This is a genomic window from Clostridium sp. 1001271st1 H5 (assembly GCF_005845215.1).
GTDB lineage: Bacteria > Bacillota > Clostridia > Lachnospirales > Lachnospiraceae > Enterocloster.
The window spans coordinates 375,877-389,044 of the sequence record NZ_SPHO01000001.1 but is presented as its reverse complement, the minus strand read 5'-3'; the positions used below and the strand labels follow the sequence as shown (position 1 = coordinate 389,044).

Here is a 13,168-nt window from a genome sequence, read left to right as displayed (position 1 = left end):
GACCCTGCTTATTTAATGCCTTCCAGCTCCTCCAGCCACAGCCTGCCTGATGCATCACTGGGCATTCTTAAATCTCCCCTGGGAGAAACCGCCACCGAACCCACCTTCGGTCCGTCCGGAAGGCAGGAACGCTTAAACTGCTGGCTGAAGAAACGTCTGTAAAACACCTTCAGCCACTTAAGTATGGTTTCCCTGTCATACCGGGACTTAAATGCCTGGAGGGCCAGACGGAAAATCTTGGACGGGGCATATCCATACCGGAGTATATAGTAGAGATAAAAATCATGAAGCTCATAGGGCCCCACTAAATCCTCTGTTTTCTGGGAAATCCTGCCATCCTCCGGAGGCAGCAGTTCCGGGCTGACAGGTGTATCCAGCACGTCAAGGAGTACATCGGCCAGTTCCTTTTCATTGCAGGTATCCGCATAGTAGCGGACCAGATGACGGACCAGTGTCTTGGGAACCGACCCATTGACTCCATACATGGACATATGGTCTCCATTGTAGGTAGCCCATCCCAAAGCCAGCTCAGACATGTCGCCGGTCCCGATTACCATGCCTCCCGCCTCATTGGCAATATCCATGAGGACCTGGGTTCTTTCCCTGGCCTGGCTGTTCTCATAGGTCACATCATGCTTGTCCGTATCATGGCCGATATCCTCAAAATGACGGGTCACAGCCTCCCTGATTGGAATCTCCCGAAGCTCTGCACCCACCTTTTTCGCCAGGGTGCAGGCATTGTTGTAAGTCCTGTCCGTGGTCCCGAAACAGGGCATGGTTATACAATGTATGCCGGACCGGGGTATCTTAAGACTGTCAAACGCCCTCACGGTCACCAGCAGGGCCAGCGTGGAATCAAGTCCTCCGGACAGCCCAATCACCGCATCATGGCATCCCGTGTGTTCCAGACGCTTCTTAAGTCCCATGGCCTGAATGGAAAGAATCTCCTCACAGCGCCTGCTGCGCTGCCTCTCATCCCTGGGTACAAAGGGGGCCGGGTCCACAAACCGGAGCACATCCCCGCCTGCCTGGAAAGCCCCATAAGCCAGGACATCCTGACTCTCTGCGCAGTCCTCCAAATCCGCATCAAAGCTGAATTCCACAGTCAGATACCCGCCTTCCTCCCTGGCCGCCGCAGGGTCCGGGAAGGTACTCATGCGCCTGCGCTCACTGTCCAGCCGTTCCAAATCCATATCAGCACAAATGCTCTCGTTGATAAACCGTCTGGACTCCACCAGGCAGGTTCCGTTTTCAGCAATGATATTCTGGCCTCCAAACACCAAATCCTGGGTGGATTCCCCCTCCCCTGCATTGGCATAGATATATCCGCACACCAGCCTGGCTGACTGGCTGCAAATCAGCTCATGGCGGTACATGTCCTTACCTGTTGTCTCATCGCTGGCAGAACAGTTCACTACCACCGTTGCCCCGGCCAGGGCATGTCTGATGCTGGGCGGGCACGGCACCCACACATCCTCGCATATTTCAGCCGCAACCGTAAGCCCCTGCATGGTCTTACACTTAAACAGGAGATTCGTGCCCATGGGGACCCTGGCCCCATTCCAGTCAATCATGACTGCGCGTTCATTGCCCGGGCAAAAATTCCTGGCCTCATAAAACTCCGAATAATTAGGCAGGTTTCTCTTGGGCACCACGCCCAGAAGCCTCCCTTTATGGACAGCCGCAGCCGCATTGTAAAGCTTCCCATCCCGCTCCCAGGGAAGTCCCAGAAACACCAGGATATCCTTACCGTCCGTAAACCGGACAATGCGGTCCAGCTCCTCCCTTGCCTTCCTGAGCAGCGGCCTCTGTCCAAACAGGTCAGCACATGTATAAGCCGTAAGGCAAAGCTCCGGAAACACCATAAGCTTCACACCCCTGCTGTGTCCCTGACCAATCAAATCCATAATCTGCTGTGCATTATATTGCGGGTCAGCCACCCTGACCTTCGGCGTGGCAGCTGCAACCCGTAAAAATCCATCTTTCATGTCTGGCCTCCATCGAAAATAATTGTTTTGATTTAATATACCACAGATTGGAAGAAAAATATAGGGAGGAATTGGGCAGGGATTGAGGACGGGCAAACGGGCTGACACTCCCTCGCCTTCCCAAAACTCCCCATTTACATCCCCCTGATTCTATTATACAATCAATAAAACAAATAAAATGCAGGAGTTGTTTCTATATGATAAATGAATTTTCCAGAACTGAAATGCTCATAGGCGAGGACGGAATAAAGATTCTTAAGGAATCCACTGTGGCTGTTTTCGGGGTGGGCGGGGTTGGGTCCCATGCCGTGGAGGCACTGGCCAGATGCGGGGTGGGACGTCTGGTGCTTGTGGACAACGATACTGTCTCCCTTACAAATATTAACAGGCAGAGCATTGCGCTCCACAGTACCATGGGACAGTTTAAGACCCGGGTCATGAAGGATAAGATTGCAGATATCTGTCCTGATACCCAGGTCATTACCTTTGAGGAATTCGTCCTTCCTGATAATATGGACAACCTTTTTGAACAAATAAAACACCGGATGGGTCCAGCCGGCTCTGTTGATTATATCCTGGATGCCATTGATACGGTGACAGCCAAACTGGCTCTGGCGGATTTTGCGGCCTCACACGGCATCCGAATGATTGCTTCCATGGGGACCGGCAACAAGCTGCATCCAGAACTGTTCCGGATATCCGATATCTTCCAGACCTCTGTGTGTCCTCTCTGCAAGGTAATGCGAAAGGAACTTAAGGCCAGGAATATTTCCTCTCTGAAAGTCTGCTGGTCGCCGGAACAGCCTCTTACGCCGGGCCGGACAGCTGAGGATACCGGGTGCCGCCGCGCCACTCCGGGAAGCATTTCCTTTGTGCCGCCTGTGGCAGGCCTGATAATAGCCGGAGAAATCATAAGGGATATCTGCGCCCTTTCATAGCCTCAGATATCCCTGTGTCCGATTTATGATTGCTTCATTCCCTACTCCATGGGAGCCCGGTAAAACCTGCCCACAAACTGCTGTGTCCTCAGCACATTGATAATGATATGCTCATCCGCTTCCTGCATGATGTGGATGGCATTGTTTACCTCATAAGCGGATATAACCGTGTTTAACAGGTACATTTTCTTTTTGCTGTACCCTCCCATGGCTTCCACACAGGACATTCCATGACGGAAATGGCTGATATAGGCATCCACCACCTCCCGGCCCTTTATGGTGGTGGCCTGGAGGGTGACCAGCTCGTAGCGGTGGTGGAAGGCGGAAATCATGCGGGTTGAGATAAACTGGAAGATAATAGAGTATCCTGCGTGCTTCCAGCCAAAAATAGCTCCGTAAAAACAGTACATCACTGCATTTCCGAAAAACACATAGGACCAGATGGAATGCCCTGTGCGGTTGGATACAAACAAGGCGATAAAGTCAGTGCCTCCGGTGGATGCATTCCCCCTGAGTGCAATGACGATTGCGCTTCCAAAAATAACGCCTCCAAATATAACATTCAGCACCTCATCCGTGAAAATAGGGCTGAAATCAAATATCTGCAGGAAAATACTGCTCAGGAATACCTGGACCAGGGAAAAAACGGTAAAACGGATGCTGATTCCCTTACAGCAGAGAAACGCCACCGGAATATTCAGCAAAAGCATGGTGACCTGCATGGGAATATTAAGTCCCTTCAATTCTCCCAGCCGTTCCACAAGCATGGCCATGCCTGTGAATCCGCCGGATATAATACCGGCGGGACGCACAAAAACCTGCAGTGCATAGGACTGAATAAGGGCGGACACAAGCACTGCAGCCACCGTGATGCCAATCCTTACCCGTCTGTCTTTCTTCCATTGATTGATAAAATCAGAGATTCTCAGAATCTGTCCCATAGGGTACTTCGCTCCTGTTTCATATAGTCATCATATCACATAATTATCCTTCATGCTTTTCTGCCATTGAACCAAATCCTCCAATGTATATTTATCCACTACCCCGCTGATGGCCTCATCCAGTTCACGCCACAGCCGAAGGGTCACACAGTCCATCTGTCTGGTACAGGGATTCTCATCGCCGCTTAAACAGTCCACCGGAGCCAGACTGCCTTCCGTGATTCTCAGAATAGAACCCACTGTATAGTCCGAGGACGGCCTGGCCAGGTAATATCCTCCCTGGTTTCCCCTGATGCTGCGCACATAACCCGCCCTGGATAAGATGGAAATAATCTGCTCCAGGTATTTACCGGAGATACCCTGGCGGTTGGCAATATCCTTTATTTTAACAGGCTCGCCGTCTCCGTGAATGGCTAAATCCACCATGGTGCGGAGGGCATAACGGCCTTTTGTCGATACAAGCATGTATGTTCACGTCCTTTATCTTAAATTTTATCCTGTCATGAGTATATCATACTATTCCTGTAGGAAATATGTCAATAGTAAGTTATTGTCCCTGCCAGGTCTGCCTGAAAGCTTTATGAATAGAGTGCACCATTTTCGGGAAAATAATATGGAAACCGAGAAAAATTGCAGGGCTGATTCCATGCGGCCAGCCTGCTGACCACTGAGAACGGAGGATTTTCATGAAGAATGAACCGGTATTCCTGACAGACAAAAACCATAACATTGTGTTGGAGGCCCTTTCACCGGCGCCCAATGCAGCTCTCCCTGATTCCTGCAAACCCTTTGAAATCCTGGAGCCTACAACCTCTGAGGGTGCGGCGGAAAAGCATCTTCCGGTAGTGGAACAGGAAGGACTCCACGTAACGGTCAAGGTAGGAAACATTTTCCATCCCATGGGGCAGGAGCACAGCATTGGATGGGTATGCCTTGTGACAAAAGCCGGCTGCATCATGCGTGTTCCCTTAACCCCTGATTGCGAGCCAGTGGCATGCTTCACCCTGGAAGATGGCGACAGGCCCGCCGCAGCCTATGCTTACTGCAATCTTCACGGACTGTGGAAAACATCGCTCTGATATTCCCGTCTGATACATCCGGGTGTGATGCTCCCCGGTGTGATGCTCCCAACCTGTTCCTGAACTGCTAGCGGGCTGTACCGGGACGAAGAGACTGATAACCTCTGCATCTTCAGAGGCGGATTGCCGGACACATCACGACAAAAATTCTGACAAAAAAATGAGAGCCGCCCTTCCCCCACAGAAGGCAGCTCTCAGTCACGTTCAAAAACCGTCACACTATTAGTTTATCTGGCATCCCCATACCAAACAAAAACCTGTAAGGCACTCCTTTGTGCTTCTTACATGGACACTATACCACTGCTCCCATGATTTGTCAATCATCTTTGTGCATATTAGTGAATTCCCTTACCCTGTAAACAAGTTTTTATATAAAATTCTTCCACCTGTGCGCGGTTCAAAGACAAATGTCCCCTGTATATTTATCTTTCATCGGTACATACTAACTTAAGCCAGAATTTTTATCTGAAGTCACACAGAAAGGAAGAAACCATGGAATTTTCCCAAAATTTAAAGGACAATATTACTTACCTTCACAAAAAGCTGAATGTACAGACGAATTTTGACGTGGTATACCGCGTTGTCCATATCGGCGGCCGGGAAGCATGCCTTTATTTCATAGATGGTTTTACAAAGGACGATTCCCTGTTGAAAATACTGCAGGTGTTTTCCACCATCAAACCTGAGGATATGCCTGAGGACGCCCACGGCTTCTCCAAACAGTATGTTCCTTACGGAGAGATTGGACTGCTTGCCAATGACCAGGATATGACGGTCCAGCTGTTATCCGGCGTATCCTGTCTCTTTATTGACGGCTACGATAAATGTATTACCATTGACTGCCGTACCTATCCTTCCCGCGGTGTCAGTGAGCCGGAAAAAGATAAGGTTATGCGGGGCTCCAGGGATGGTTTTGTTGAAACCCTGATTTTTAATACAGCCCTGATTCGCCGCAGAATCCGGGACCCCAGACTCACCATGGAAATCACGTCCGCCGGCGAGAGCTCCCACACCGATATTGCCATCTGTTATATGGAGAACCGGGTGGATAAACAGCTCCTGGATAAAATCAAAAAACGGATTCAGAATCTAAAGGTAGATGCATTGACCATGAATCAGGAAAGCCTGGCGGAATGCCTCTTTCCCTATAAATGGTTCAACCCTTTTCCCAAATTCAAGTTTTCAGAACGTCCGGACACAGCGGCTGCTTCTATTTTAGAAGGAAACATCATTATCCTGGTGGATAACTCTCCGTCTGCCATGATACTTCCTTCCTCTGTTTTTGATATCATCGAAGAGGCAGATGATTACTACTTTCCTCCCATTACAGGCACCTACCTGCGTCTGTCCAGGATGACCATATCCCTGCTGTCCCTGCTCCTGACCCCCACATGGCTTCTGTTCATGCAGAATACGGAGCTTATACCGGACTGGCTGGCTTTTATCCGGCTGTCAGACCCGCTTAACGTACCTTTAATCTGGCAGCTTCTCATACTGGAATTTGCCATTGACGGCCTGCGGCTGGCTGCTGTCAATACCCCCAATATGCTGACCACTCCCCTCAGTGTTATAGCCGGTATTGTTCTGGGAGAATACGCAGTAAAATCCGGATGGTTCAACAGTGAAACCATGCTGTACATGGCATTTGTAACCATCGCCAATTACTCCCAGGCCAGCTTTGAATTGGGTTACGCCATGAAATTCATGCGTATCATTATTTTGATACTGACAGCCATCCTGAATATTTGGGGATTTGTCATCGGAGTCATTCTGTCTGCCTGCGCTATCATATTCAACCGGACAATTGCCGGCAAGAGTTATATTTATCCGCTGATTCCCTTCAGCCTGTCGGAATTAAAGAAGCGTTTTCTCAGAGGACGGCTGCCCCATACAGAGAAGTAGTTGTATTTTTTTCCTGCGGGAAACATGGTGAAGAAACAGAGAACCGGCTTTTGGCCGGTTCTGTTTCCTAACTCATATTAGAATACATATCAAAATAGGCTGCTGCATCTTCTTTCGACAATGAAAAACGTTTCTCCAGCTTGTTTAAAATGATTTCCTTGTCTTTTCCCTCTTCCAGGTTATCTTCTATCATGGCTTTGATGCCCTGTGACAGTCCCTGCTCTAATCCCTGCTCTAATCCCTGCAATAATCCCTGCTCCAGTCCTTGGGACATCCCATTCTGAACCGCCTCCTGCGCCAGTTTCTTATAATAGCTGCGCATCGTAGCCTCATCGCTGGCTGCTTTCAGGCGCTGCAGGTACAGATAACGCAGTTCTTTGTCAGCATTCAGGCGTTCCAGTTCCTCTACTGCTTCCTTCATATAACGGTTTCTCTTTGCCATGTCTTTAAGCACCTCCCAGTCACGGGCGGATATAAGCTTTGCCCAGTGGTATACCTCTGTTTGCTTTTCTTCTTCACTGCAGGAATCTAATTTATTTAAGTATAGCACACGCAGACTGATTTTGTCACTATAGACTCTCCCTGTTCTGTCATCCCTGAGCCGTATAACTGAATAAAAATGTGTTGTGCTGCTCAGCGGAAATCCCAGAATGCTTATATGTACGCACTCCTCAAGGGCATCATAATTCTGGCCTTTTAAAAAATCTTCCGCATACATACGGCTGAGGTAGAACAGGCTTCGCTCCTCCCAATATGGATGGGACAGAACCTGAATTTCTATATTGATTTTTTTGGAATGATTCAGATGTACCTTGACATCCAGTATCCCTTCCCGGTCTTGTGCATATTCCCCGTGCAGAAATGTGTCAGGAAATTCCAAACTTATTATTTCCTTTTCAGGAATATCCAGCAGGCTGCTCAAAAGCCCTGTCAGCGCAATTTTATTGCGGAAGGTCTTCTTAAAAGCAAAATCATTGGTCAGACAGATATCCAGGGGCCTGCCGCTGTCCGCCAGCTGCTTTAGCTGCAAATCCACTTTCTTTTTACCTTCCTTAAAAAACCGTATGATGCGCCCTCTGCGCCATTTTACCATAGGCATAACCCTCCCTGACCTTTTATTTTATGAGACACCATTGGAATTCCCGGCAGATACGCCAGTCCCGGGCAGAAAATAACGGATTTCCCGCCGGGCAAGACTCTTATATAGATTGCTTGGAAACAATCTGATTGGTTCAGTATACCATATAACGGACCTGTTTTCAATAATCCCCGGCCTTTTGACACCTCTTCTCTTGCCACCTCAGCATATAAAAAACAGCGCCGGCCTCCCTCCATTCTCAAGAAGGGGAATAACCGGCGCTGCCAATCTCTATTTTAATTCATAAGGTTTTAAATACAGATATTAAATCTTATCCGCATTCCTGAACAGGGTATGGCCGTTTGCGTTCTTCACCAGACCTGATACATCCGGCTTTGCCAGGACAACGGCGTTCAGATAATACAGAGGTATAATAGGCATCTCATCCATCAGAATGGCCTCTGCCTCCTTAAATATCTCCATACGCCTGCTGTTATCTGCCAGGTTGCGGCATTCCTCTATCATGCTGTCATATTTCATGGCATTGTCCCCGCTCCAGCGGTTCTGGTTGTAGGCCCGGGCCTGGGTAAAGCAGTTCAGGTTTGTGTCCGGGTCCAGGTAGTCACCGGTCCATCCGTCAAAGCATACATCAAAGTTTCCGGCCTTCTGCTCATCCCAGTAGACCTTTGACTCAAAGGTAACAATATCTGCCTGTACGCCAAGATTATCCTTCCACATGGACTGGATTACCTGGGCAATGTCCTTGTTCTCTTTTGTGTTGGTGACAATAAAGGTCAGGGTTGGGAATCCCTCTCCGTTGGGATATCCTGCATCTGCCATGAGCTGCTTTGCAGCCTCCACATCCTCTTTGATTAAATCACCAGATACGGTGCGGAAGTCATCAGCGGAACCTTCATAGGGTATCCCATAAGGTACAAATCCGTAGGCTGGTTCCGGTTTGGACGGAACAATGGACTCGCAGATTGTCCTGCGGTCGATTGCCATGGCCAGGGCCCTTCTCACATCCGGATTGGACAGATACTCCCTGGAACAGTTAAAATCATAATATCTTGTTCCAATCTTGTCATATCCTTTCAGTTCTTCCGTGTTCCCATACTGGTCAATGGCCTGGGAGGTCACCAGGTTATCGCCCATGGCATCAATCTCACCTGCATTGTATGCGGATAAGGCTGACTCGGGAGACTGGATGATAACGATTTCCACCCCGTCCAGTTTAACGGAATCGGCAGCATAGTAATTAGGGTTTTTCTTCAGCACATAGCTGCTCTGGGGATTTATCTTTTCCAGGGTAAATGCACCGTTGCACACATAGGTATCCGCGGACTTGGTCCAGGGCTCCTTTCCCTCCACCACATCCTGCTTTACCGGGAAAAAGTTGCTGGACGCGGTCAGATAGAGAAAATACGGCGTGGGTGCCTTCAGGGTCACTTCCAGGGTTTTATCGTCCAGGGCCTTCACCCCAACATCCTGGGCAGAGCCTCCCTGGGTGTTATATTCTTCTCCGCCCTTCAGATAGTGCAGTTCCCATGCTGCGGGGGAAGCCGTATCCGGATTCAGGACGCGTTTCCAGGAATATTCAAAATCCCCTGCCGTCAAATCGCTTCCATCCGACCATTTAAGACCGTCCTTCAATGTAAAGGTATAGGTCAGTCCGTCACCGCTTACCTTGTATGTGTCGCACATGGCATTGCTCAGGCTTCCGTCTGCCTCCAGCTGGAACAGGCCGCAGAACATATTCTGCAGAAAGGTGGATGACGTACTGTAGTTATTCATGGTGGGGTCCAGGGTTTCCGGTTCTTCCATCACTGCATAGGTAAGGATTTTCCCTCCCTTGTCTGAATCAGACCCGGCATCCGCCGAGGCTTCCGTACCGGCATCTGTTCCCGCCGGACTGTTTTGTGTTCCGCCGCAGCCGTACAGGGCGGCGGCCAGGGCCGCACACAGCAACAGGCTTAATTTTTTCTTCATAAATTTCCTCCTTTTTCCAGGATTCCCGTTAAGCAGAATCCAATACAGGAAATTATACCTGTATCCCATACGGAAAGTCAATACATGAGAAACAGTTTGGCGGCCTTCTTCTCCCGGCATCTCTTCCCCTGTCCGCAGTACCAGTCCTCCCGTATACAGCCGGCAGTACATACCGGCATTGGACTGCCGGGATATCAGGGCGCACAAATATAACAGGACCGGCAGCACACCGGACTGCGCCGGGGATTTCCCCGACTTTCTTAAAAACCGCATTTACAACCTGGATTTTCCTGCTATAATTGGTAGGGGTGTCTTATCCCAATTCACATTCTGAGAGGTTATCATGAAGCACAATTCACATCAATTTCATTGCGGACTGAAAGATGGGGTTCCCATCGGGCTGGGATATCTGGCCGTGTCCTTTACATTCGGAATCATGGCAAGGGGGGCCGGGCTTACCACCCTCCAGTCCGTTATTATGTCCTTTACAAACCTGACAAGCGCAGGACAGTTTGCAGCCCTGGGAATCATACAGGCCGGGGCTCCCTTCATGGAAATGGCAGCGGCCCAGCTCATCATCAATCTGCGCTACTGCCTTATGTCCTGCTCCCTGTCCCAGAAGCTGGACCCGGATGCGCCCTTCTTCCACCGTTTCTTTATGTCCTATGGGGTTACGGACGAGATATTCGGCGTATCCGTATGCCGCCCGGGCTGGCTGAGTCCCTTTTACAGCTATGGGCTTATCTGCGTTGCCGTGCCCGGCTGGACCCTTGGCACACTGCTGGGAGCTGTTTCCGGCGAGCTGCTTCCGGCACGGCTCTTAAACGCCCTGAACGTGGCACTGTATGGAATGTTCCTGGCCGTGGTGATTCCTCCTGCCAAGACAAGCAGGATTCTCACCGGCGTCATCCTTGCCTCCATGGGCTTAAGTCTTGTGTTTGCCCATGCACCCATTCTGTCCGGCCTGTCCTCGGGTTTTAAAATCATCCTGCTGACCATCCTGATTGCCGGTGCGGCAGCCATCCTGTTCCCTGTAAAGGAGGATAATGAACATGAATCCTAAAGTATACCTGTACATCCTTGTAATGGCAGGCGTGACCTACCTGATTCGTCTCCTTCCGCTGACCCTGATTAAGAAGGAAATCAAGAACGCATATATAAAGTCCTTTCTTTATTACGTACCCTATGTCACCCTGTCCGTCATGACCTTTCCTGCCATACTCCACGCCACTGCATCTGTGTGGTCCGGCGCAGCAGCGCTGGCAGTGGCTGTCCTTTTGGCCTGGAAGGGAAAGAGCCTGTTTAAGGTATCCCTGGCCGCATGCGCCATGGTGTTTCTGCTGGAGTTCGTCCTCCTGCCATGACCATTGCCTACAGCGACAATCCGCCTCTTGCCCTGGCCCGTCTGTCCATTACGGACTGGATGACCGGAACCATAAATATTGCCACGATTCCCCCTGCATAACCGTTATTATACAGGTTCATGCCTCCATACACGATTCCCACGTTAAGGGCCACGGAGGAATGCAGATAACCTGCCACGATTCCGGCCACCACGCCGAATTCCCCTGCCACCGGCGCAAGGGTGGTGGAGAACAAAAGGGCCAGCATGGGGGACGGCTGATAAATATTCCAGGTTTTGGTGAAGCTGGCCAGATATACTCCCATCATCACCGGTGCAATATTGCGAAGATGTTTTCCCGTGGCACCAAAACCGACAATGGTAAAAATGCCGCATATGGTAGGTCCGTTCAGCTGGCCTCCCACTGCCAGCACGAAATAGGTGGCGAACAGCCCGTTGACCCCCATATTGAACACAGTGCTGGCTCCGCCCTCATCTCTCAGATAATCGGTTCCGCCGATGCCGTAGGATTTGATAATTCTCTTGTAGGATTCCCATATGCCCTTTCCCCTCACCGCAACCCCGCATACAATCATGCCTCCAAACAGCACGGACAGCACGATTCCAAATACCTCATTGTTCCCTGTGGACCAGATAAGCCTGGATTCTATCTCCACCCCAAAGGATTTAAGCACCGACACGATGACCGTGGCTATGATGCCGGAGGCAAATCCCACATTGTACAGGGAGTATCCTTTGTGGGCAAAATGCACATGGGTGGAAAGGGGCGGAAGCACAAAGCCTATAATCAGCCCCACGGCCAGGGCAACGGCCATCCGCATCACCACCGGCAGGTTGCCCACCTGCATCATCTGGGTAATGATTGGCGACAGGCTGGTGCCGTACAGGCCAATGTAAATATACCTGCGCATGGATGTCTTGTGGTACCGGGCGTACAGGTACACACCGGCCAGAATGGCCCATATGTTAAGCAGGTTCTTGCCGAACAGCGAGAACCCGAACATCAGGCAGCTGGATGTGATGGTGTGGCCGTCCATGTCCATGCCCATGAAGTAGATAATGCCAATGCTCATAAGTGTCAGGGCGCCGGCATTGATGAGGGCAGCCCCCACGCCGCCCACAACAAAATAATCCGTTATCAGGAAATCCGGTTCTTTTATCAGGCGCACGATTCCCGGGCCGATTTCCTGGATTGGCTGCAAAAACAGCCCAATGACCATAAAATAAACAGGGAGCAGCGACAACAGAAAAAACTTCTGCTTCCTGGTCAGGGATTTCAGTTCATGGAATTGCTCCAAATGTTTCATAAATACCTCCCGATTCACATTCTTTTTCTATCATAACTGATAGACCCCCTGTTGGCAAAGACATTTTTTACTTCTATTGGTAAATTTATTATCAAACACGGCGGACAGCCTTTTCAGAATAAGGCCGTCCGCCGTGCATTTTCTTTTTGTCTATTTACTGAATATCACAAACCGGTTGTCCCTCAACATCTTCACAAATTTAGCCAGCCGTTCATACAGAGGCTCGGCCTGTTCACCGAATTCTTCCCTGACCAGCGCTCCGATGTCAATGATATTCCTGCTCCCGTCCATCTGTTTCCAGACAAAGCTTCCGAACCGGTCCAGCTTCACATGGCTCACTTTGGGCGTGACCCACAGCTTCTGGGCCAGCCTGTCAAAGATTCCCTTGTGCACCATATCCACGGTCACCATACCCTGGTCATCCTCTTTCCATGCAAACTCCGGGTTTCTGGCCGGTACCTTTTCCAGATAGTTCTGGTCTTTTCTCTTACTGAAGCCCAATGCAAACCTTCCTTTCATCTTCCTCTTTTACAAACATGCAGAGGGAGCCGGAGCGCGGCAAAAAAACAATTTTCAGACGCGC

General features: G+C 50.0%; 12 protein-coding genes. 5 read left to right on the top strand and 7 right to left on the bottom strand.

All coding sequences use genetic code 11. The features are described 5' to 3' along the window. Positions 1–8: 8 nt before the first annotated feature. Positions 9–1,988: an NAD(+) synthase gene (locus FGS84_RS01650; RefSeq protein WP_138305999.1), complete on the bottom strand. Its 1,980-nt coding sequence runs from the start codon at positions 1,986–1,988 to the stop codon at positions 9–11. A gap of 197 nt (positions 1,989–2,185) precedes the next feature. Here FGS84_RS01650 and FGS84_RS01645 point away from each other — a divergent pair, with 197 nt between their 5' ends. Further along, on the top strand, positions 2,186–2,926 hold the full coding sequence (locus tag FGS84_RS01645; protein ID WP_138305998.1) for a tRNA threonylcarbamoyladenosine dehydratase: 741 nt from the start codon (positions 2,186–2,188) through the stop codon (positions 2,924–2,926). Between the two features lie 41 nt (positions 2,927–2,967). Here the strand turns inward: FGS84_RS01645 and FGS84_RS01640 are convergent, their stop codons facing one another. Then, the gene (locus FGS84_RS01640) at positions 2,968–3,867 is read right to left on the bottom strand and encodes a YitT family protein (protein WP_138305997.1); all 900 of its coding nucleotides are present in this window, start codon (positions 3,865–3,867) and stop codon (positions 2,968–2,970) included. A gap of 30 nt (positions 3,868–3,897) precedes the next feature. After that, complete coding sequence (locus FGS84_RS01635) at positions 3,898–4,332, bottom strand: RrF2 family transcriptional regulator (RefSeq protein ID WP_138305996.1); 435 nt, start codon at positions 4,330–4,332, stop codon at positions 3,898–3,900. A 221-nt stretch (positions 4,333–4,553) separates the two neighbouring features. Between FGS84_RS01635 and FGS84_RS01630 the strand changes: the two genes are divergently transcribed. Then, complete coding sequence (locus FGS84_RS01630) at positions 4,554–4,946, top strand: desulfoferrodoxin family protein (protein WP_138305995.1); 393 nt, start codon at positions 4,554–4,556, stop codon at positions 4,944–4,946. Between the two features lie 492 nt (positions 4,947–5,438). After that, positions 5,439–6,848 carry a spore germination protein gene (locus tag FGS84_RS01625; protein ID WP_138305994.1) on the top strand — a complete coding sequence of 470 codons (1,410 nt, stop codon included), beginning with the start codon at positions 5,439–5,441 and terminating at the stop codon, positions 6,846–6,848. 67 nt (positions 6,849–6,915) lie between these two features. On the opposite strand, the gene FGS84_RS01620 is transcribed toward FGS84_RS01625, so the two are convergent. Together FGS84_RS01620 and FGS84_RS01615 are read right to left on the bottom strand one after the other, a co-directional pair. Then, positions 6,916–7,941: an Rpn family recombination-promoting nuclease/putative transposase gene (locus FGS84_RS01620; RefSeq protein WP_138305993.1), complete on the bottom strand. Its 1,026-nt coding sequence runs from the start codon at positions 7,939–7,941 to the stop codon at positions 6,916–6,918. 309 nt (positions 7,942–8,250) lie between these two features. After that, on the bottom strand, positions 8,251–9,915 hold the full coding sequence (locus FGS84_RS01615) for a peptide ABC transporter substrate-binding protein (protein ID WP_138305992.1): 1,665 nt from the start codon (positions 9,913–9,915) through the stop codon (positions 8,251–8,253). Between the two features lie 343 nt (positions 9,916–10,258). On the opposite strand from FGS84_RS01615, the gene FGS84_RS01610 reads away from it, so the two are divergent. Next, on the top strand, positions 10,259–10,978 hold the full coding sequence (locus tag FGS84_RS01610) for an AzlC family ABC transporter permease (protein ID WP_138305991.1): 720 nt from the start codon (positions 10,259–10,261) through the stop codon (positions 10,976–10,978). Then, a complete protein-coding gene (locus tag FGS84_RS01605) occupies positions 10,968–11,279 on the top strand; it encodes an AzlD domain-containing protein (protein ID WP_138305990.1) in 312 nt (103 codons plus the stop codon). The genes FGS84_RS01610 and FGS84_RS01605 overlap by 11 nt, the downstream gene beginning before the upstream one ends. A gap of 7 nt (positions 11,280–11,286) precedes the next feature. Here FGS84_RS01605 and FGS84_RS01600 read toward each other — a convergent pair whose 3' ends face one another. After that, positions 11,287–12,585, bottom strand: a complete 1,299-nt coding sequence (locus FGS84_RS01600; RefSeq protein WP_138305989.1) for a DUF1576 domain-containing protein — start codon at positions 12,583–12,585, stop codon at positions 11,287–11,289. A 150-nt stretch (positions 12,586–12,735) separates the two neighbouring features. Next, a complete protein-coding gene (locus FGS84_RS01595; RefSeq protein ID WP_138305988.1) occupies positions 12,736–13,104 on the bottom strand; it encodes a PqqD family protein in 369 nt (122 codons plus the stop codon). Positions 13,105–13,168: the final 64 nt, after the last annotated feature.